The sequence below is a fragment of the Ensifer adhaerens genome, from assembly GCF_002007205.1.
Classification (GTDB): Bacteria; Pseudomonadota; Alphaproteobacteria; order Rhizobiales; family Rhizobiaceae; genus Ensifer; species Ensifer adhaerens_D.
Genome location: NZ_LAZS01000008.1, coordinates 512,323 through 532,618, shown reverse-complemented (window position 1 = coordinate 532,618; position 20,296 = coordinate 512,323). Strand labels below are relative to the sequence as shown.

Annotated in this window: 16 protein-coding genes and 1 tRNA gene; 8 read left to right on the top strand and 9 right to left on the bottom strand. The window is 64.7% G+C overall.

Annotated elements, in window-relative coordinates:
- Nucleotides 1-177 precede the first annotated feature (177 nt).
- From fdnG to XB14_RS33310, 7 genes are all read left to right on the top strand, one after another.
- Nucleotides 178-3,264, top strand: a complete 3,087-nt coding sequence (gene fdnG / locus XB14_RS20735) for a formate dehydrogenase-N subunit alpha (RefSeq protein ID WP_077963481.1) — start codon at nucleotides 178-180, stop codon at nucleotides 3,262-3,264.
- Nucleotides 3,261-4,250 carry a formate dehydrogenase subunit beta gene (fdxH, locus tag XB14_RS20730; RefSeq protein ID WP_077963480.1) on the top strand — a complete coding sequence of 330 codons (990 nt, stop codon included), beginning with the start codon at nucleotides 3,261-3,263 and terminating at the stop codon, nucleotides 4,248-4,250. The genes fdnG and fdxH overlap by 4 nt, the downstream gene beginning before the upstream one ends.
- Nucleotides 4,250-4,939 (top strand): formate dehydrogenase subunit gamma, encoded by a 690-nt coding sequence (locus tag XB14_RS20725; protein WP_077963479.1) that lies wholly within the window; start codon nucleotides 4,250-4,252, stop codon nucleotides 4,937-4,939. Before fdxH ends, XB14_RS20725 begins: the two co-directional genes overlap by 1 nt.
- Before the next feature lie 103 nt (nucleotides 4,940-5,042).
- Nucleotides 5,043-5,954, top strand: a complete 912-nt coding sequence (gene fdhE, locus XB14_RS20720; RefSeq protein WP_077963475.1) for a formate dehydrogenase accessory protein FdhE — start codon at nucleotides 5,043-5,045, stop codon at nucleotides 5,952-5,954.
- Complete coding sequence (gene selA, locus XB14_RS20715; protein WP_077963473.1) at nucleotides 5,954-7,330, top strand: L-seryl-tRNA(Sec) selenium transferase; 1,377 nt, start codon at nucleotides 5,954-5,956, stop codon at nucleotides 7,328-7,330. The genes fdhE and selA overlap by 1 nt, the downstream gene beginning before the upstream one ends.
- Nucleotides 7,327-9,231, top strand: coding sequence for a selenocysteine-specific translation elongation factor (selB, locus tag XB14_RS20710; RefSeq protein ID WP_077963472.1), 1,905 nt, complete (start codon nucleotides 7,327-7,329; stop codon nucleotides 9,229-9,231). Before selA ends, selB begins: the two co-directional genes overlap by 4 nt.
- Nucleotides 9,232-9,327: transfer RNA gene (locus tag XB14_RS33310), tRNA-Sec, on the top strand. It begins immediately after the preceding gene.
- 141 nt (nucleotides 9,328-9,468) lie between these two features.
- On the opposite strand, the gene XB14_RS20705 is transcribed toward XB14_RS33310, so the two are convergent.
- The 8 genes from XB14_RS20705 to XB14_RS20670 form a co-directional block, all read right to left on the bottom strand.
- On the bottom strand, nucleotides 9,469-9,825 hold the full coding sequence (locus XB14_RS20705; RefSeq protein WP_077963471.1) for a helix-turn-helix domain-containing protein: 357 nt from the start codon (nucleotides 9,823-9,825) through the stop codon (nucleotides 9,469-9,471).
- A gap of 68 nt (nucleotides 9,826-9,893) precedes the next feature.
- Nucleotides 9,894-11,045 (bottom strand): hypothetical protein, encoded by a 1,152-nt coding sequence (locus tag XB14_RS20700; RefSeq protein ID WP_077963470.1) that lies wholly within the window; start codon nucleotides 11,043-11,045, stop codon nucleotides 9,894-9,896.
- 11 nt (nucleotides 11,046-11,056) lie between these two features.
- The gene (locus XB14_RS20695; protein WP_077963469.1) at nucleotides 11,057-12,829 is read right to left on the bottom strand and encodes a hypothetical protein; all 1,773 of its coding nucleotides are present in this window, start codon (nucleotides 12,827-12,829) and stop codon (nucleotides 11,057-11,059) included.
- A gap of 5 nt (nucleotides 12,830-12,834) precedes the next feature.
- On the bottom strand, nucleotides 12,835-14,160 hold the full coding sequence (locus XB14_RS20690; protein ID WP_143348462.1) for a hypothetical protein: 1,326 nt from the start codon (nucleotides 14,158-14,160) through the stop codon (nucleotides 12,835-12,837).
- Complete coding sequence (locus XB14_RS20685) at nucleotides 14,151-15,155, bottom strand: hypothetical protein (protein WP_077963467.1); 1,005 nt, start codon at nucleotides 15,153-15,155, stop codon at nucleotides 14,151-14,153. Before XB14_RS20685 ends, XB14_RS20690 begins: the two co-directional genes overlap by 10 nt.
- A gap of 36 nt (nucleotides 15,156-15,191) precedes the next feature.
- The gene (locus XB14_RS20680) at nucleotides 15,192-16,070 is read right to left on the bottom strand and encodes a hypothetical protein (RefSeq protein WP_077963466.1); all 879 of its coding nucleotides are present in this window, start codon (nucleotides 16,068-16,070) and stop codon (nucleotides 15,192-15,194) included.
- Between the two features lie 344 nt (nucleotides 16,071-16,414).
- The gene (locus XB14_RS20675; protein ID WP_077963465.1) at nucleotides 16,415-16,924 is read right to left on the bottom strand and encodes a gluconokinase; all 510 of its coding nucleotides are present in this window, start codon (nucleotides 16,922-16,924) and stop codon (nucleotides 16,415-16,417) included.
- Entirely contained in the window at nucleotides 16,921-18,297 is a 1,377-nt protein-coding gene (locus XB14_RS20670; protein WP_077963464.1) for a GntP family permease, read from the bottom strand. Before XB14_RS20670 ends, XB14_RS20675 begins: the two co-directional genes overlap by 4 nt.
- Before the next feature lie 282 nt (nucleotides 18,298-18,579).
- On the opposite strand from XB14_RS20670, the gene XB14_RS33305 reads away from it, so the two are divergent.
- On the top strand, nucleotides 18,580-18,720 hold the full coding sequence (locus XB14_RS33305; protein WP_162770770.1) for a hypothetical protein: 141 nt from the start codon (nucleotides 18,580-18,582) through the stop codon (nucleotides 18,718-18,720).
- A gap of 103 nt (nucleotides 18,721-18,823) precedes the next feature.
- On the opposite strand, the gene XB14_RS20665 is transcribed toward XB14_RS33305, so the two are convergent.
- On the bottom strand, nucleotides 18,824-20,167 hold the full coding sequence (locus XB14_RS20665) for a PLP-dependent aminotransferase family protein (protein WP_077963463.1): 1,344 nt from the start codon (nucleotides 20,165-20,167) through the stop codon (nucleotides 18,824-18,826).
- Nucleotides 20,168-20,296 lie beyond the last annotated feature (129 nt).

The window sequence follows — 20,296 nt, the reverse complement described above, 5'->3', positions numbered from 1 at the left end:
TCCCTTGGGGCAAAAGTGTCGATGGCAGGCCATGCAGGCGACGCGATCATGACCCATCACTTCCGGCAAGGCCATGACTTTTCGTGACAAAAGCCGATCAAATCGGCCTTGACACGCCGGCTCCAAGGTTCGACCATTCGCGTCAAGACCGATACGCATGGAAGAGGATGACCTCCAATGAACATCGATCTTTCCCGCCGCAGTTTCCTGAAGCTCGCTGGCGCAGGAGCCGCGGCCACCACGATCGGCGCCATGGGCTTCGGAGCGGCCGAGGCCGCAATAGCCGCCCATGTGCGTGCCTTCAAACTCGCAAACACCACCGAGACCCGCAACGTCTGCACCTACTGTTCGGTCGCCTGCGGCATCCTGATGTATTCGAAGGGTGATCTTTCCGCCGGCGAGAAGGCGGAGCTCATCCATATCGAGGGTGATGCCGACCATCCGACCAACCGCGGCACGCTCTGTCCCAAGGGCGCGGCCCTCAAGGACTTCGTGAAGTCCGAGACCCGCGCCACGAAGCCGCGCCACCGCGCGCCGGGCGCCGACACGTGGCAGGACATTTCCTGGGAAGACGCCTTCGACAAGATCGCGCGGGCGATCAAGGACGACCGGGACAAGAACTTCATCGAGAAGAACGCGGCCGGCGTCACCGTCAACCGCTGGACGACCATGGGGTTCCTGGCAGCCTCGGGCGGCACCAACGAGACGGGATGGCTGACCTACAAGACCGTCCGGTCCATGGGTGTCGTCGGCTTCGACAACCAGGCACGCGTCTGACACGGCCCCACGGTAGCCAGTTTGGCTCCAACATTTGGCCGCGGCGCAATGACGAACGCCTGGACCGACATCAAGAATACCGACCTCGTCATCGTCATGGGTGGCAACGCGGCGGAAGCCCATCCGTGCGGCTTCAAATGGGTGACGGAGGCCAAGCACCATCGCGGCGCCCGGCTGATCGTCGTCGATCCGCGCTTCAACCGCACCGCTTCGGTTGCCGATGTCTATGCGCCGATCCGCCCCGGCTCCGACATCGCTTTCCTGATGGGCGCGATCCGCTACTGCATCGAAAACGACAAGGTGCAGTGGGACTACGTCAAGAACTACACCAACGCCACCTACCTGGTGAACCCGGAGTTCGGCTGGGCCGATGGTCTCTTCACCGGCTATGACGAGGAGAAACGCGACTACGACCGCACCTCCTGGGAATACCAGCTGAACGAGGACGGGACGGTCAAGACCGACCCGACGCTGTCCGATCCGCGCTGTGTCTGGAACCTGCTGAAGCAGCACGTCGCGGCCTACACGCCGGAGTTCGTGGAAAATATCTGCGGCACGCCTAGGGATCGCTACCTGAAGATCTGCGAGATGATCGGCGCGACCTCGGCCCGCGACAAGGTGATGACCTCGCTCTACGCGCTCGGCTGGACGCAGCATTCCAAGGGCGCCCAGAACATCCGCGGCATGGCGATGCTGCAGCTCATCCTCGGCAATGTCGGCCTGCCGGGTGGCGGCGTCAACGCGCTTCGCGGCCACTCCAATATCCAGGGCCTGACTGACATCGGCCTGCTTTCCAACTCCCTGCCCGGTTACATGAACCTGGCGACCGAAAAGGAGACGGACTACACGACCTACATGTCGACGCGCGGCAACAAGCCGCTCGTTCCGGGCCAGACAAGCTACTGGCAGAATACGCCCAAATTCATGGTCAGCTTCCTGAAGGCCATGTGGGGCAGTGCTGCGACGAAGGAAAACGACTGGGGCTTCGACTGGCTGCCCAAGCTCGATGTGCCCTACTACGACATCCTCAGGATGTTCGACATGATGAGCCGTGGCGAAGTAAACCTCTACTTCTGCCAGGGCTTCAACCCGCTTCTGTCCTTCCCGAACAGAGCTAAGGTGACAGAGGGCCTGTCGAAGCTGAAGCTGCTCGTGACCATTGATCCGCTGCAGACAGAGACTGCGCATTTCTGGGAAAACCACGGCATCTACAACGAGGTGGACTCGGCCAAGATCATGACCGAGGTGTTGCAGCTTCCTGCGACGTGTTTTGCCGAGGACGAGGGCGCCACCGTCAATTCCGGCCGCTGGCTGCAATGGCACTGGCCCGGCGCGACACCGCCGGGTGACGCCAAGCACGACACCTGGATCCTCGCCAACATCTTCCTGCGGGTGCGTGAACTCTACCGCAAGGAAGGCGGGGTCTGCCCCGATCCGATCCTGAACCTTGCCTGGGATTACAAGGATCCCTACGAGCCCGAGCCTGCCGAGCTTGCCCAGGAGATGAACGGACGGGCGCTGCAAACGCTCTACGATCCGACCGATCCGACGAAGGTGCTGGTAGAAGCGGGCAAGCTTCTGCCGAACTTCGGTGTGATGCGTGACGACGGCTCCACCATGGCGGGCTGCTGGATCTATGCCGGCTCCTGGACGGAGGACGGCAACATGATGGCCCGGCGCGACAACAGCGATCCGGGCGAGATCGGCACTTTCCTCAAATGGACCTTCGCCTGGCCGGCGAACCGCCGCATTCTCTACAATCGCGCCTCCTGCGACCTTGAGGGCAAACCCTGGGATCCGGCGCGCAAGCTCATCGAATGGAATGGCGAGCGTTGGGCCGGCTTCGACGTGCCCGACATCGCGGTGACGGCAAAGCCCGAGACGGTGATGCCGTTCATCATGACGCCGGAAGGCACCGCCCGCCTGTTTGCCCGCAAGCTGATGCGGGACGGGCCTTTCCCCATCCATATGGAACCGTTCGAAAGCCCGGTCGAAAATCCGTTCAACGCCAAGCTTCGCGGCAATCCGGTCGCCCGCATCTTCCCCCACGACCTTGAGCAGTTGGGCACGAGCGGCGATTTCCCGTTCGTTGCCACCTCCTATCGCCTGACCGAGCATTTCCACTTCTGGACCAAGCACAGCCGCGTCAATGCCGTCCTGCAGCCGGAATTTTTCGTGGAGATCAGCGAGGAGCTGGCGGCCGAACGGGGCATTACGAAAGGTGGAAGGGTGCGCGTGTGGAGCGCGCGCGGCGAGGTCTGGGCGAAGGCGGTGGTGACGAAGCGCATTCGGCCGCTGATCTGCAACGGCAAGCCGGTGCATGTGGTCGGCATTCCCTTGCACTGGGGCTTCATGGGGGCGGCCCGCAAGGGCTTCGGGCCGAACAGTCTGACGCCCTTCGTCGGCGACGCCAATATCGACACGCCGGAATTCAAGGCCTTCCTGGTGAACATCGAACCGGCGGCGGAAGAAGGAGCCTCGGCATGAGCGAACGCGCACCGGAACCGGTAACGGCCGCCGCCAACCCGCCGCTGCAGCCTCTGGCGTCGAACCTGTTGCCGAGCGACGTCATCAGGGTGTCGGCAACGAGCGACGTACCGGCGCCCGAAAGAGAACTCACGCCCGTCGCCAAACTGATCGACGTGTCGAAATGCATCGGCTGCAAGGCCTGCCAATCCGCCTGCATCGAATGGAACGACACCCATCCGGATCTCGAGGAGAATGTCGGGGTCTACGAGAACCCGCACGACCTGACGCCTGACATGTTCACGCTGATGCGGTTCACGGAGTACGAGAACCCCGTCACCAACGAGTTCGAATGGCTGATCCGCAAGGACGGCTGCATGCACTGCGCCGATCCCGGCTGCCTCAAGGCCTGCCCGGCGCCGGGCGCCATCGTGCAATACTCCAACGGCATCGTCGATTTCATCTCCGACAACTGCATCGGCTGCGGCTATTGCATCGCCGGTTGTCCCTTCAACATTCCGCGCATCTCCAAGACCGCGCATGTGTCGAAGAAATGCACGCTCTGCTCGGACCGCGTGGCCGTTGGACAGGGGCCGGCCTGCGCCAAGGCCTGCCCCACCAAGGCAATTTCCTTCGGCACGAAGGAGGACATGGTCGAACTCGCCAACGAGCGTGTCGAGGACCTGAAGTCGCGCGGCTACGACCATGCGGGCCTCTACGATCCGCAGGGCGTCGGCGGCACGCATGTCATGTACGTGCTGCACCATGCCGACCAGCCCTCACTCTATTCCGGGCTACCGGACGATCCGCAGATCTCGCCGGTGGTGCGCAGCTGGAAAGGCCCGGCGAAGACCGTCGGACTCGCCGTTGCCGGGCTCGCGGCCGCCGGCGCCGTGCTCCATGGCATCTTCGCCCGGGCCAACGAGGTGACCGCCCACGAAGAGGGGGAGGCGGAAGACCTCGTCGCGCACCGTAATCACGCGCAGCAGGGCGACAGGGAGGCATGATGGCTGACAAACGCATCTATTCGGCCCCCGGCGACAGGATCGAGACGAAGCACCCCGTCACCGTCAATCGATATCGCGGCTACACACGGGTGAACCATTGGGTCACCGCCGCCTGCATGATCGTACTTCTGATTTCAGGCCTCTCCTTCTTCCACCCGTCGCTGTTTTTCCTGACCGGCCTCTTCGGCGGCGGGCAGATGACGCGGTGGCTGCATCCGATCGTCGGCCTTGTTCTCGTCGCTAGCTTCCTCCTGCTGTTTGCGCAGATGTGGAAGCTCAACCTGCCGCGGCGCGAGGATGTGGAATGGAGCCGCAAGATCGGCGACCTTCTCCAGGGCAACGAAGAAGCCCTGCCCGAACTCGGCAAGTACAATGCCGGCCAGAAGGTGGTTTTCTGGGGCATGTCCGGACTGATCGTCGTCCTTGTCACGACCGGCATCATGATCTGGGAGCAGTACTTTCCCGACCTCGTTTCCATTCCCGTGCGCCGCATCGCCGTCGCTGTGCATGCGCTGGCGGCGCTTTTCACGATCCTCATCTTCATCGTCCATGTCTATGCGGCGATCTGGACGCGCGGCACGATAAGGGCCATGACGCGCGGCACCGTCACCGGCGGCTGGGCGTTTCGCCATCATCGCAAATGGCTGCGCGAACTGGCTGGACGCCAGGGCTCCGACCCGTCAAAATGAAGGTCTCCTACGGCGCTGCGCGTCCCGTCAGGCGCGCAAAGGTTGCCGTAGCACCTTGTAATGCTGCATGATCCGGCCTTGCGGCCGGATTGCCGGAGATGCGATGGCAGAAGACGTACACCCCGATCCCTCCCTCATTGGCGGCGTGCCCAAACCGCCGCTGGCTTTCCTGCCCGAGCCGGTCAAACTGTTCCAGACACGCGCCCGCCGCTTCGCGTTTCTCGCCGAAAGCAACGCGCTTGCGCCTTACCTCACCTTCCTCGCGGCGCTCTCCAAGCTCCAGGCTCGCTTGGCCGTGACCCTTCCGCCCGTTGCGGCGCTGACATCGGCGCGTGTCGCCGAGGCTGCGCGCGCTGCCATGCCGCCGTTCGACCGAATGGCGCTTGTTGATGACCCCGGCCTTTCCGCAACGCTCGACGCGCTTCTCGAAGGTGCTGCCGATATCGCCATGCCTGACCCCGCCCGCCTGGCGCTCGATGCGGTGCGGGCAGCAGGGGACGGCGACCGACACTGGTTGCTCGCCAACATCCTTTCGGATCAGGTTCCGGAAGACAGCGCCGCTCCCCATCTCTTCGTCGCAGCCGCGGTGCAGGTGCATATGGCGCGGCTCGCCGCGACGCTCGATGCGGAAGCGCTTGTTCCGGTCGGCCTTGGCGTCTGTCCCGCCTGCGGCGGCCGGCCGGCGACCTCGTCGGTGGTGGGCACGCAGGGCGTCGAGAACGTGCGCTATGCCGCCTGCGCCTGCTGCAGCACGCAATGGAACGAGGTGCGTGTGAAGTGCCTCTGTTGCGGCTCGACCAAGGGCGTCAGCTATCGTTCGGTCGAGACCACGGAGGCGACGGTGAAAGCCGAGACCTGCCGGGAATGCCATGCCTGGGTCAAGATCTTCTACCAGGTGAAAAACCCGAGCCTGGAGCCGATCGCCGACGACGTCGGCAGCCTTGGCCTCGATATCCTGATGAAGGAGACCGAGTTTCGCCGCGGTGGCTTCAACCCCTATCTCGCGGGGTATTGATGCAGGATTTTCGCGTGCTTCCCTCGGTCGACCAGATGCTGACCTCGCCAGAGGGACTGGCGCTGGCGGAAGAACACGGCCGCCTTGCCGTCGTCACCGCCGTTCGCGCCAGGCTCGAAATCGCACGGGAAAAAATCCGGGCGGGCGAGGATGGGGCAGCGCTCGCAACCGAGCTGCCGCGCCGCGTTGCCGAGGAACTGGCGGCCGCTGCCCGCTCCGCCCTCCGTCCGCTGCTCAACCTCACGGGCACGGTGCTGCACACCAATCTCGGCCGCGCCATTCTCGCGGAAGAAGCGGTGCGCGCCGCAACCGCCGCCATGGCCAATCCGCTGGCCCTGGAGTTCGATCTTGACGGCGGCGGGCGCGGTCAGCGCGACGATCATCTGCGCGGTCTGCTCTGCGAACTGACCGGCGCCGAGGACGCCACCATCGTCAACAACAATGCCGCCGCCGTGCTGATCGCGCTCAACACGCTCGCCGACGGACGCGAGGCGATCGTCTCGCGCGGCGAACTGATCGAGATCGGCGGCGCCTTCCGCATGCCCGACATCATGGCCCGCGCCGGAGCAAAGCTGGTGGAAGTGGGCACGACCAACCGCACCCATCCGCGTGACTATGAGGGCGCGATCGGATCCGCAACCGGCGTCATCCTCAAGGTCCACACCTCCAACTACCGGATCGAGGGTTTTACCGCCGAAGTGCCGGCGCCAAAACTGGCCGAAATTGCCCGCAAGGCGGGCGTGCCGCTTCTGAACGACCTCGGCTCCGGATCGCTCGTCGATCTCTCGACCTTCGGGCTGCGGCGTGAACCGACGGTGGCGGAAGCGGTGGCCGAGGGCGCCGACCTCGTCACGTTTTCCGGCGACAAGCTGCTCGGCGGGCCGCAGGCCGGCTTCGTCGTCGGCCGCCGCGATCTCATCGCTGCCATCAATCGCAATCCGCTCAAACGCGCCGTTCGCCTCGACAAGATCCGCATCGCCGCGCTGGAAGCGACGCTGAAGCTCTATCGCGATCCCGATCGGCTGAAGGAGCGCCTGCCGACGCTGCGCTTTCTTTCGCGGCCAGAGGCCGACATCGCCGCACAGGCGGCCCGTCTCGCTCCGGCAATCGATGCACTGCTCAAGCCGCACGGCTATTCCGCGGCGCCCTGCGATTGCCAGAGCCAGGTCGGCTCGGGCGCCCTTCCGGTCGATACGATCCCGAGCGCTGGCCTGCGGCTGACGGGGACAGGCGGCGACGCACCGGAACGCCTCTCCGCAAGGCTTCGCGCGCTTCCCCTGCCCGTGATCGGCCATATCCGTGACGGCGCGCTGATCCTAGATCTGCGCTGCCTGGAGAGTGACCAGATACTGATTAAGGCCCTGGCGGCGCTATGATCGTCGGAACGGCAGGGCATATCGACCACGGCAAGACGGCGCTGGTGAAAGCCCTGACCGGCACGGATGCCGACCGCCTTGCCGAAGAAAAAGCCCGCGGCATCACCATCGACCTCGGTTTTGCCTATGCCGATCTCGGCGGCGGGACGGTCACCGGCTTCGTCGACGTGCCGGGGCACGAGCGGCTGATCCACACGATGCTTGCCGGCGCCGGCGGCATCGATTTCGCGCTGCTGGTGGTCGCCGCCGATGACGGCGTCATGCCGCAGACGCGCGAGCATCTCGCCATTCTCGACCTGCTCGGGATTGCCAGAGGTATCGTCGCGCTGACCAAAGCCGATCTCGCCGAGCCAGGCCGGCGCGCAGACGTGACGGCCGAGATCCAGGCAACACTGGCCGGCACCGGTCTGGAAAATGCGCCGATCCTTGCCGTCTCCGCTCTTAGCGGCGAAGGCGTCGAAGCCCTGCGCGCGGCCCTCTCCACCGCCGAAGCAGAAACTGCCGCCCGCAACGATGCCGGCCTGCTGCGCTTTGCCGTCGACCGCAGCTTCACGCTCTCGGGCACCGGCACCGTGGTGACCGGCATGGTGCTCGGCGGCCGTGTCGGGCTCGACGATACCGTCACCGTCAGCCCGTCCGGTTTGACCGCCCGCGTGCGGGGCATCCATGCGCAGAACCGCAAGGCCGCAGAGGGGCGTGCCGGCCAACGCTGCGCGCTGAACCTTGCCGGCGAACGCGTGACGAAGGACGCGATCTGGCGTGGCGACGTCATCCTGGCCCCGGCGCTGCATGCCCCGACGGAGCGGATCGACGCAATGGTCCGTGTGCTCGCCTCGGAGACCAAGCCCATCGGCACCTGGTTTCCCGTACGGCTGCACAGCCATGCGACAGAAGTCGGCGCTCGGGTCGTGCCCCTTGCCGGCCCGCTCGACCCGGGAACGGTGGGCCTGGTGCAACTGGTTCTCGATCGTCCCATGGCCGCGACCATCGGCGACCGCTTCATCCTGCGCGACACCTCGGCCAGCCGGACCATCGGCGGCGGCCGCTTTCTCGACCTGCGCCCGCCGGCGCGAAAGCGTGGCACCCCGGAGCGGCTGGCCTTCCTCGCCGCATCGGACAACGAGGACCAGGCGGCGGCGCTCGCGGCTCTGATCGACCTTGCGCCGATCGAACTTTCGGCCTTCCTGCGCGACCGCGGTCTTGGCGAAAAGGCGCTCGCCCGGCTGCTCACCGCCGCCAGCGCAGAGGTCATCGGCGACCATGCGTTCTCGTCCGCTGCTCTTTGCGGATTGCGGGCGGGCCTGACTGACACGCTCGCAGCATTCCATGCTGAAAACCCCGACCTGGCCGGCATCGGCCGCGAGAAGCTCCGGCTTTCGCTGAAGCCGCGCCTTGGAAAACCAACCTTCCTGACATTCCTCAAGGCCGAAGCAGCAGCAGGTCACATCGTGCTCGACGGCGCCTTCCTGCGATTGCCGGATCACGCCGTCCGGCTGTCGCCGGCGGACGAGGATCTGTGGCAGCGCATCCATCCGCATCTCCGCGACGAGACCCGCTTCCGCCCCCCGCGCGTGCGCGACCTTGTGGCTCTACTCGGCGTCGACGAGCGCGACGTCCGGCGGGTTTTGAAGCTCGCGCAGAAGCTCGGGCAGGTTCACGAGATCGCGCACGATCACTTCTTTGCCCGCGTGGTCGTGGAAGAAATGGCTGATATCGTACTCGATGTCGCGGCTGAGGCAGACGATGGCTGGTTCACCGCCCCCGCCTTCCGCGACCGGGTGCACAACGGCCGCAAGGTCGCGATCGAAATTCTTGATTTCTACGACCGGCTCGGCCTGACCTTGCGCAGGGGAGTCTTGCGTCGCATAAATCCCCATCGCCGCGACCTGTTTGCACGCTGAGGAAGGGAATCGTCTCCGGTGGGACGGCCGGACTTCAAATCCGGTTGGGGCAGCGAGCCTGTCCCGGGTGGGTTCGACCCCCACTCCCCTCCGCCAACATCCGCACGGAGCAACAATGCCTCCGCGCCCTCAAGGACCGAATGGCGCCGCTCGTGCGAGAGCCCGAGAGCCGCCGGCGGATTCGCACGGGCATCGCTTCGCCGTGAAGGACTGCGGCGAGGCGCAATGTCAGCGAGACTATACGCGAGACATCCCATTGCGCGCGCGTTCGCTCCTCAAAACCGTTGCCCGGTAGAGTATGCAGAGGTCAATGCGGCGGTCGATCTCCAGTTTGAGAAAAATACGTCGCAGATGCGCGGAAACTGTCCAATGGCTGATGCCGAGAGCAAGGCCGATCTCCTTGTTCGCCATGCCGCTCGCAACCAGGCGGGCGATCTCCTGCTCACGTGGGGACAGAAACGAGCAGCGATCGCGAAACAAGGAAGGCGGCGTGGCCAAGTCCGGCGGCAAGCTCGGGTTCCTGCTCGCCAGCGGCAGGGAGGACGCAAACGATGTTCTTTCCTCCGGTAATGATGCCGATGATATCCGTGCCATTCGGCCCTCCCAAATGAACAAAATAACACTAAAGTTTTCGCCGGATCTCGATCCCGGTCACGATCCTCTCAGGTGTAATTGATCCCGCCAAGGCCGGGCTTGCCGCGGCCTCGCACCGGTTCGAACGTAACCACGTTTCCACCATTCATCGTGGGCTTTTGCCGAAGCCCGACCGACTCCGCACTCGTCAGCCAGTCGTCGCAGGCGTCGACGATCGCCTCGAGCAGGGACTCGAAATCGATGCGCACGGTCGTCAGCAGGTAATCCTCCGACAGCCAACGCAAAATCTCGCGGCCGGTGACGGCCATGCGGCTGCGCTGCGAGGTTACCGGGATCTCCCGCAGATACCGCTTCGAGATCTCCTCGAGCACATCCCAGGCGTTGTCGGCGCCGAACAGGTTGATGACGTCGTCGGAGCCCAGGATGTCGAACGCCTCCTGCAGGAGAACCATGACTTCGCTGCGCAGCACGGCGACATGGCCGTAGGACACCTGCTTGAGATTGTGCCGGAGGTCGAGGCCGGACCGTCGAACGACGGCCATGCTGCCGAAAGTCTCGCGGATGCCGTCGGGACGCAGGACTTCAGACACGCGCTTGTCCTCGAAGAAGCGCGAAACGTGCTGGCAGAAATTGCTGAGAAGAGCATGGAACGCGATGTTCGGCTCGGCACCGGAAGGCGGCGCCACCTCGGTGTAGCCGAAGACCTTGCGGTAGGCCGAACGCCGCTCCCTCTGCGTATACCGCAACACGCGCTTGCGATCATACTGGTAGAGGGAGAGCGCACCTCTGCCGTCGGAAAGGCGGATTTCGCCGGACTGGAACAATTGCTGCAGCTTCAGGATCGCCCGGAACACGCCCGCGCGCTCGTGCTGGTAGATGTAGTAGAGATCGCCGACGGCCGTCAGCCGCTCGCGGCTGATCTGGTCGTCATAGGCTGGGACCAGCGGCGCAGGACGGACCTCGTTCAAGGTGGACGCGACCTGCTCGCCAAGGCCGATCATGCGGCCGAGACCGCCATCGTTGCCCGGTTGGCCGGGGGCGCGCTTCAACGTCTCGTAGATCGCCTCCTCGGCCTCCGTTATGTACTGGTTGATCAGTTCGGCCTGCGCCGGCGTTTTGGCCAGTTCGTCCCGGGCATCGCGGACCAATTGCGAACGCAGTCGCTGCAGCCGCCCCAGCAGATCGTTGAGACCGCCCAGATTCGTAAGTTCGGTTGCCATCTCGCGTCCTCCTAAGCCTTTTCAATGGTCAAGGCCGCAGCCATCGCATCGGCAGCATTGAGAGCTTTGTCCAGCAGGTACTTCAGTTCGACCAGCTGCCGCATCGGCCCGGGCAGCCGAACCGAGAAGCTCAGGCTGCCCGCACCGGAGACGAATTGCTCGGCCGCCTGCCTGAGGGAACGAAGCTCGCAGCGTAGAATCTTGAGGTCGCCGGCGTGCAGGCTGGCAGCCTTGTTTTCCGGCCGCGAGAACGGTTCGGCGACCGCACGTACCCATCCGAGGAACTGCCCAAGAGACAGGCTGGGTGGCGCCCCGCCCTCCCCTCCTTGAGCCGGAACGAGCACCAGGTCCTGCTCGATCGGGTCGGTGCCGGTGCGTTCGAGTTGATCTTCGAGCGCAACAGCCGCGCTGAGCGTCGCCGTCAGCGCCAGCTCGAGCCGGGCCGAGTTGACACCGCGCTGCGCACCTTCCTGAACCGAAACGATCCGGCGGCCGATCGAGCAAAGAAGGCTGAAGACAGCCCGCAGTTCGGCGGCAACCTCCTCCTCCCGGACCGCCGAAACCGGCGCCGCAAGGTCGTTTTCGATCACGTGGACGAGTTCCTTGATGAGATCGCGCACGTCGTCGCTCGTGAAGCATCTTTGCCAGTTCGCGACCGTGTGAATCTCGCCAAGCTCCAGATATTCGAGGATCGTCCTGATCACCCGGCGAAACTGATACCTGGCACGCGCCAGGTTGATTCCGAGCGGATCGCGCGCGGTCTCCACCAGGGCATCGAGCTCGTCCTTGATCCGCCGGCGCATGGACGCAGGGTCGAAGAGCCCGCGAACCGTCTCGAAACGGTTCATCGCCGGCAGCCGCGCGATCGTCGCATTCAGCGCGTTCGCGTCCGTGCTGAGCATCTGGGCATTGACGAAGGCGTCGCCTCTCAGCAGCTGTGAGGGATCTGCGGTGTTGCGGAGCTCCGGCGCGGCATCGGTGCGGTAGTAGACGCGGAAGCCATCGCGCTCCTTCCACGCGAAGTTGCGCATGAGGCCGTCGACCAGCCGGGTTCGCGCCAGCTCCACCTTGTCGATATGTCCGAACTGGACGCCCTCATGCGGCAGACCCATCACGTCGAGGGTCGCCATCATCTGCTCGCTGACGGTTTCGAAGCGGCCGCTCGCGCGGCTGGTCTCTGCCGGTCGGGCAGAACCCGCCTGGAAGCTTGCCATCATGACCGCCAGATCACGAATGGCTTCGGCAGCGGGCTGCTCATTCGCCGGGTGCATGGCGGGGCGAGCCATGTTGGCAAAATCTGACATGATCTCGATAGCAACATTCAGGAGATCGTCGGTCCGTTCGATCACCTCCGTCAACGCGTAGTCCAGGCCCCTGACCGCTTCATCCAATCCGTCTTCCACCTCTTGCAGCGACTTTGTGTCTTGGACGAGAACTCCCAGATCCTCCGCGACGTCGTCGTGCACCTCAGGCACGTTAATTTGCAGGTTGACGGTACGGATCAACTCCAAGGCGCTTTGCAGGGCGCCATTGAGGCGATGCTCGGCGATCGCGGCCTGGGCCTTCCTTGCAAACTTGAGCGCTTCGGCTGCGCCGGCCGCCAGCTGCGATAGGGATTTCGTCATCCGGTCGTCCGGACCGTACGATCTCCTGACGGGTTCCAGAAGGTCGTCGAGGCCGACCAACGCTTTGCTGACCTTGCTGAGAGCCTCAGCAAACGTTCGAAAGTCGCTCCCCGGCTCGTAAATCTCGCTCTCGATTGACTTCTTGTCGATCCCGGCCATTGCGGTCACCTCCCCAACGTCTCGTAGAAGTTGCGATGGATGATCTCCGGCGCGGCTTTCTTGCGGATCAGCGCGATGCGCGCTGCTGCAATCAAGAAACGTTCCGGAAGTACGCCTGTATCGGTGCCTGACTCGAGCCGCGCTGCGGCTTCTCGCACGAGCGCTGCGTGCTTGGGCTGAAAGCGTACCACGTCAGCGAGCGCCCGTCCTCCATATTCCTTGAAGCTCGTGAAGCACATCGCGTCGAGCGCAGCGTCTATCTGCTGCGGCAGCTTTGCACGCACCCAGTCCGGCACCTGCCTCCAGACGGAGGCGGGGTAGAGCATGTCCCAGGCTCGACGGAACGCCTGCGCATCCTCGCCAAACCCCATACGTTCCAGGAGACGGATGTTGAGCGGCACCCTGATGATCGGCGTCGGGTGCACGGCCTCGTCGGAATAGGCGGCGGTCTGCTGGCGGGAGCGACCGACGACATCCATGAGCGAGCCGACATAGGCGGGTCCAATCAGGAGCACGCCGGCGAGATCGGCATAGGTCTCCTTGTGCCACCGCGCCCAGACCTCTGCGTTGCGCTCCGGCAGCTTGTGCCGCTCGAAGGCAAGCTTGATGCGATGGGGCATGATCTCCCAGAGCTCGAGGTCGTTCTGCAGATTGTGCGCGACCTCGTGCGGCACTGCCCCCAGCGACCAGGGGTTGACCAACCGGTGAAACGGTACCTTGACCAGCGGAAACGGATTTTGCCGCTGGCCGAGCTTGGACAATTTGACCCCACGCCGATAGGTCGCCGGGCCGAACCCCGCTTCCATGTAGGCAAACGGAACCGGAGACGGGATCGACCGCGCCCGGCCAAGGCCAAGATAGACCGCCTGGTAACAATCGAGCGCGATCCGGTCGATCCCGCGAAGCCAATGACCAAAGGGGCCGGTGCGCTGGCCAAAGAGGTTGAGGTAGAATTCCCAGATCTTCTCCGTCTCGCTGGCCAGCGCCTGGTTGCGCTCCTTCAGTTGCAGGAGGAGGGCGCGGCCGGCATCGCCGGCCTTCGCGATGTTGCCGGCGACCGCCGCCAGCCGCCGGTCCTCGACCATCTGCCGCTTGCGTGCCTCCTCGATGAGGCGGTTTACCGCCTGGATGTGAGACCGACTGGGCGATTCAGGCCCGGAACCGAATTCGTCCTCGCGAAAGGCTCTAAGGCCCGTCACGTAGCGCCGGGCATTGACCGCCGTGCGCACGGCAAAGAACGGCAACGCGTTGCCGCTACCGGCCGCTGCCGCGTCGGGTCGGCTCTTCACCTTTGTCGCTACCGGTATCGTCGCCACGACGTTCATCGCCATATCTCCGGATCCGAGAACAACTCGTCGCTTTCTTTCGACGGGACCGCCCTCACCGCAAAGCTGGCGGCAATGATGGCAAGTTTTGCCATGGCCGGCAGGTGGGGCGCGAGTGCCGCGTTCACCGCGTCGGCCAGCAGCGGGACAGCACGATCATCGATGATGTTGAGACGTCGGGCCGCATCGGCGACCGCCGCTGACGTCATTGCATTGATGCCGGCATCTGCGACATCGCCGGCATTCGGATCCGAGAACAGGCGGCTGAATTCAGCCACGAAGCGATCGCTGGCGAGCCCGACAAAACGGGCGCGAACCTGGGCGATCTCTGACGGCAGCAGCGTTGGATTGCGGCGGGCGATCGCCTGGTCCGTCAGCATTTTGCTTGTGGCGGCCTTGGCAAAGGCGACCCTGGCGAGGCCGGCAAGCCGCTGCCGCGCCTGCTGCGCGCTGTACCTGGCCTGCTTGCTCGCCTGCCCCCTTGACGCCCAACGCTTGACGTCGCGCGCCGCCCACAGGTTGGCTTCGATCCTGTTGCGCCGCGCCGCCTTTGATCTCGGATCCTCAAACTCGGCACCGTCGCCCGGGCCTAGCATGGCCAGTCTTCGGTCAAGACTGCGAAGCAGATAGGCCCTGGCCGCTGCATTCGACCAGACGGAGCCGGCAAGCCGGCGGGCATTGCCTTCGTCTGCGGTCGATTTCTCAAGCTCGCGCGAAAACATGTCGACTGCGGCCACGCGAAGCGCGTGGCGGACCAGACGTCGCCGTTCGGGGCTGCCGCGATCACGCAGCCGCATGGCATAGGCGGCCGGCAGTCGCTGCAGGAGAAGCGGGATCGCCCACCGTGCCGCGGCAAGGACGAGCTGTCGTCCAGTTCCGGAGTGCCCCCCCGGCGTGCCGGCGAGGCGACCGGGGCGCTCAGGCCGCCCCGGTCGTGCCGCACGACGCCTCTCCACCACTTCGATGGTGTAGGCCGGGACCATATGGCTGCTCGCGTACATCGTCGTTCTCGCCAGCCTGGGTTGCGGTTGAAGCTTTCAGTAGAAGCGTTCTGCCCGGGCGACCGCGCGTCGGTCGATCTGCCGTTTCTTGGCGACATTGCCCGCGAGCGCCTTCGCAATCGTATTCGGATTGGTCAGGGTCCGGTTTGCCTGCTTGGCCATGACACGAATGGCGGTTCGCGGCGTCACCGGTTTTCCCGTCTGCGCCTTGCGGGTAAGCGTGGCGATGGTGCGGCGCTGGATCGTCGGCAGCGTCCGGATCAGCGTGCGGGCGCGCGGATCGTTGGTGGAAGCCAGCCGGCGGGCCACGTCGGCGCTCGCCTTTGCCAGAACCGGTGTCACCGTCTTGACGGCGAGAGGCGCGCGGCTGGAGATAGTTATCGTGATCGCCGACCCCAGTGCGAGCGCATCGCTCACGGGCGCCTTCGACGCGGCAACGGCCATTGCCTCGGAAAGCTGGTCGTCGATGGCCGGAACGCGGATCATTGCGTTCATTTCGTCCTCGGTCTCGCCTTCGTCTTCCGCCTCGAGCGAGCGGACGACGGACCCGAGCTTGCCGCCGATGGCAGCACCGGCCGGCCCGCCGAGCGCGCCGCCGATCACGGTTCCGATCTGCGGGGCGAACTTCTTGGCGATCGGTGCCACGACCTTGGCTGCCTTCTTCGCTGCCTTCCACACCGAGCCCAGGAACTGATCGCCCTCCGCCTCCATGGTAAACTCGTCTTCGAAATCGTAGCCGTCGGCGGAGAAATCTTCAGCTTCGAGGTCGAAGTAGTTGCCTTCGGCTTCGTTGAAGCTCTCGTCCTCAAAATCTTGAAAGTCGAGAGCATCACCGGCCTCGGCGCCGAGGAAACCTCCCTCATCCTCTCCAAGAAGTGCTTCAAGTCCGTTGAGCGAGCCCCTGTCCTGTGCCATTTCATCCTCCCTCGAAGATGGGCCGCTGCGGCCCGAAAAGAGATGAAGGAAAGTGATACTCCCATTGCCGAAGGGGCGTTAGAGACACGCATTCAGTAGCTAAGTTGAGCTAGTCAAATACGGCCCCCCGCCCGCTCGTGTCGGCCCTGCCCCGCGGGGTATCGATCTTGCGCTCGCGCCCGCGAAAAAACCGAGCGGGCCAGCCGGAAAGCAGGAGTTTAGGGCCGACGAGTGGCTTCACGTCGGTCCTGGCTGCGCCACGACAAATGCCGTGCGCCGATGCCGGTGAAAGAGCGGCGAACGCAATCGTCCGCCGGTCCGGGCGGCGCAAGCGCCGCAGCCGTCTAGTCGCCCAGTCGTCGCAAGGCGAGGTCGACCTGTTCGCCCGTTGCGAGCGCCACGTCGACGACGACACCATCCTCGTCCGGACCGAGCGGCTCGAGGGCTGCAAGCTGAGTGTCGAGCAGGGAGGCGGGGAAGAAGTGCCCCGCCCGATGCGAAAGCCGGTCGGCCAGAACCGCGCGGTCGCCGTGCACATGCACGAAACGGACGCGCGGCGCTCCGGTGCGCAGGGTGTCGCGATAGGCACGCTTCAGGGCCGAGCACCCGACCACCGAGGGGCGGCCGGCCGCCTCATCCTTGGCTATTTCTGCCGCCAGTGTCCGCAGCCATGGTTCGCGATCGTTGTCATCGAGCGGAATGCCGGCGGACATCTTGGCGACGTTTTCCGGCGGATGGAAGCTGTCGCCCTCGACAAAGCGCCAGCCGAGCCTTGCGGCCAGCGCCTCGCCGACGGTGGTCTTGCCGCTGCCGGAGACGCCCATGACCACGATATGCTGCAGGTCCCCGCTCATAGCAGCCACCACCCGACGAGCGCGAAGGCGAAACCGATCACCCCGAGCAAGGTTTCCATCACCGTCCAGGTCTTGAGCGTAGTGCGTTCATCCATCTGAAGGAAGCGGCCGACAAGCCAGAAGCCGGAATCGTTCACGTGGCTCAGCACCGTCGCGCCGCAGGCGATGGCGATAACGAGGAAGCACAGGTCGAACGGGCTCAGCCCCGTTGTCGCAGCGACGGTCGGAGCAAGCAGGCCCGCCGTCGTCGTCAGCGCCACGGTCGCTGAACCCTGCGCCACGCGCAGGGCCGTGGAGATGAGGAAGGCAGCGACGATCAGCGGCATGCCGATGGCCTCGAGGCTGCCGGCGAGCGCCTGCCCGATGCCGCTTGCGCGCAGCACGCCGCCGAACATACCGCCGGCTCCGGTAACGAGGATGATGCCGCAGATCGGGCCAAGGGCTCCGTCCATCAGCTTCTCCATGCCCTTGAGCGTACGCTCGCCCCTGAGAAGCCACATGCCGACAAGGACGGTGATCAGCAGCGCGACGGGCGTCTGGCCTGCCATGCGCAGGATGCTGACCCACAATGCGCCGCCGTCTATCACCTTGGCGGCGGCCAGCGTCGAAAGGCCGGTATTGAGGAAGATCAGCACGAGCGGCAGCAGCAGCACCAGCAGCACCGTGGCGAAAGACGGGGGCACGTCGTCGTGCGCCGTTTCGCTCGGCGATCCGAGAAGTGTGGGAACCGGCAGTTCGAAGCGCTTGCCGGCCCATAGGCCGAAGACGTAGCTGCCGAGATACCATGTGGGCAGGGCAAGGACGAGACCGACGAGCACGAGGAGGCCGATGTCCGCACCCAGCAATTCGCTCGCGGCGACGGGGCCTGGATGGGGCGGGAGGAATGCGTGCATCACCGCGAAGGCGCCCGCCGAAGGCAGCGCATAAAGCAGAACCGAGCCGCCGAAGCGGCTTGCGACGCTGAAGATGATCGGCAGCATGACCACGAGGCCGGCGTCGAAGAAGATCGGAAAGCCGAAGAGCAGCGAGGCGACGCCGAGCGCCAGAGGCGCGCGCTCGGGCCCGAACTGGCCGATCAGCCGGTCTGCGAGCACCTGCGCTCCGCCGGAGACCTCAAGCATCCGCCCGATCATCGCGCCGAAACCGACGAGCAGCGCGACCGAGGCAAGCGTCGAGCCAAATCCCTGCAGCAGCGTCGGGACCACGTCCTTGAACGAGATGCCGGTCACCAGTGCGGTCAGCAGGCTCACCAGCACCAGCGCGACGAAGGCATGCAGACGCAACCGGAGGATAAGAAAAAGAAGCAGGCCGACGGCTGCCGCCGCGATCAGCAGGAGCGTCGCGGTTCCATAGACGGGTTCGATCGAAGTCATGTGTCCTCTTTGTTCCGGAAGTGATGTCAAGGGCCATATAGTCTATGTTCTTTCTCAGCAACCTACCTGAAAGAGGTGGGCACGGGAGATACGGCCGTATGAAGTCGGGCTAGCGGCCTGGCGGCAACGATCGCCTTCGAGAGGCGCTCGCGGCGCGCTTGAGGCGCGGCGCATTGCCATGGCACGCATCGCCACACGCACTCGATCAAACTCCACCGGGCGTGTTAGGTATGGTCACTCGGCAGCCTCTGCCGTGATCGTTCAACTGAAAAGGTAGAATAAATGCGCGCTACAATCCTGTTGGCAATGGTTCTCGCCCTCGCCGGATGCTCCCAGACCGGCGGCGGTGGCGGTGGCGGCTACGCCGCGGACTATGAGGCCGGCGACGGTGACTACTACCACGGTATCGTCGCGCCAAGATAAGGCTTCGACTGCCTTTACGAGAGACCACCTTCCGTGTTCCAGCGGGATGGACGATCGCCCAAGTCCATCCCGGCAACAGGGCCGATCAGGCCAACAAGGGCGCTCACTCCGTGGAATAGAGCTCTTCCTCCCGCGCATTCAGCATTCCCGCCAATGTGCGCAAGCCGCTGTCGAGCTGATCCAGCGTCGGGGTCGCCAGCGCCAGCCTCACGGCATTCGGCGCGTGGCCGGGGATGACCGCGAAGGTCGTGGAGGGCGTCAAAGCGATATCGCGCCTGGCTGCTGCAACGACGAAACTCTGCGAGCGCCAGTGGGGCGGCAACGTCAGCCAGAGATGGAAGCAATTGCTGTTGGCCTGGACTTCGAAGCCGGAGAGACGGTCGGCCGCGAGCTTCTGGCGGGCGCGGGCGTCGAGCCGCTTCAGTTTGACCAGCTCGGCAACGGTGCCGTCGGCCATGATCCGTTGGGCGGCGGCGAAGGTGAAACCGGACGCGGACCAGCCACCGGAACGCACCGACGCCATCATGCTTTCACGCAAGCGTAGCGGTGGGACGATGAAACCAAGCGACAGGCCCGGTGCCACCCGCTTGGACAGGCTGTCTATGACGACGCAGGTTTCCGGCGCGAGCGCTGCGAGCGGCAGATCGTCCTCGAGAAAGCTGTAAACGCGATCCTCGATGACCGGGAGGTCGAGCGCTTCGACAACCCGGATCAGATCGCTGCGCCGCGCCGGAGACATTGTCGTGCCGAGCGGGTTCTGCACCGCCGGCTGAATGTAGATCGCCGAGAGCCGGGCCTCTTGATGCGCCTTCTTGACCGAGTCCGGCCGCACGCCATCACCATCCATCGCAAGCGGCACCAGCGTGATGCCCAAACGGACAGCGATCCCCTTGATGAAGGGATAGGTCAATGCCTCCACGCCGCATCGGCCGCCGGTCGGAACGAGGGAGGCGAGTGCCGCGGCAATCGCCTGCCGTCCATTGCCGGTAAAAACGAGCTGCTCGGCCGCAGGGCTCCATCCGCCCCGTGACAGGAATTCGGCGGCCGCGCTTCGCGCCGCCGCTGTCCCGATACTGGTTACCTGCCTCAACGCAACATCCAGGGTCGCGACTTTTTCCAGGCCCGCAAGGCTCCTTGCGATCAGCGCGGTCTGTTCGGGCAGTATTGGATAGTTGAATTCCAGGTCGGTCCGGATGCCGCGCGGTTCGCCGAGCGCCTCCGCGCCGCGCCTGGCCTCGCCCGCGACGAACGTGCCCCGGCCCACTTCGCCTACGACAAGGCCACGACGCAGCAATTCAGAGAAGACACGGCTCGCCGTCGAAGCGGCGATCTTGTGCTCATAGGCAAAGCGCCGCTGCGGCGGCAGGCGGTCACCCGGCTTCAGCGTGCCGTTCGCGATCTGCGCTGCGACCGCGTCGGCTAGCCTGATATATTCGGAGTTCGACATTTATTGCACCGAGTACAATGTTTCGATTGCACCGAGCAGTATCTGCGATCATTCTCCTTTCATCAACCCACTTGCACTGAAAAACGAGAGACGCTTCGGCGTCGCGGGCGCGTCAACGCGGAGTCACCG

Coding starts and splice junctions, on each gene's coding strand:
- XB14_RS20665 (WP_077963463.1), bottom strand. CDS start 20,167: ATGTCGAACTCCGAATATATCAGGCTAGCCGACGCGGTCGCAGCGCAG.
- XB14_RS20725 (WP_077963479.1), top strand. CDS start 4,250: ATGGCTGACAAACGCATCTATTCGGCCCCCGGCGACAGGATCGAGACG.
- XB14_RS20690 (WP_143348462.1), bottom strand. CDS start 14,160: ATGGCGATGAACGTCGTGGCGACGATACCGGTAGCGACAAAGGTGAAG.
- XB14_RS20670 (WP_077963464.1), bottom strand. CDS start 18,297: ATGACTTCGATCGAACCCGTCTATGGAACCGCGACGCTCCTGCTGATC.
- XB14_RS20675 (WP_077963465.1), bottom strand. CDS start 16,924: ATGAGCGGGGACCTGCAGCATATCGTGGTCATGGGCGTCTCCGGCAGC.
- fdxH (WP_077963480.1), top strand. CDS start 3,261: ATGAGCGAACGCGCACCGGAACCGGTAACGGCCGCCGCCAACCCGCCG.
- XB14_RS20705 (WP_077963471.1), bottom strand. CDS start 9,825: ATGGCACGGATATCATCGGCATCATTACCGGAGGAAAGAACATCGTTT.
- XB14_RS20685 (WP_077963467.1), bottom strand. CDS start 15,155: ATGTACGCGAGCAGCCATATGGTCCCGGCCTACACCATCGAAGTGGTG.
- selB (WP_077963472.1), top strand. CDS start 7,327: ATGATCGTCGGAACGGCAGGGCATATCGACCACGGCAAGACGGCGCTG.
- XB14_RS20700 (WP_077963470.1), bottom strand. CDS start 11,045: ATGGCAACCGAACTTACGAATCTGGGCGGTCTCAACGATCTGCTGGGG.
- fdhE (WP_077963475.1), top strand. CDS start 5,043: ATGGCAGAAGACGTACACCCCGATCCCTCCCTCATTGGCGGCGTGCCC.
- XB14_RS20680 (WP_077963466.1), bottom strand. CDS start 16,070: ATGGCACAGGACAGGGGCTCGCTCAACGGACTTGAAGCACTTCTTGGA.
- XB14_RS20695 (WP_077963469.1), bottom strand. CDS start 12,829: ATGGCCGGGATCGACAAGAAGTCAATCGAGAGCGAGATTTACGAGCCG.
- selA (WP_077963473.1), top strand. CDS start 5,954: ATGCAGGATTTTCGCGTGCTTCCCTCGGTCGACCAGATGCTGACCTCG.
- XB14_RS33305 (WP_162770770.1), top strand. CDS start 18,580: ATGCGCGCTACAATCCTGTTGGCAATGGTTCTCGCCCTCGCCGGATGC.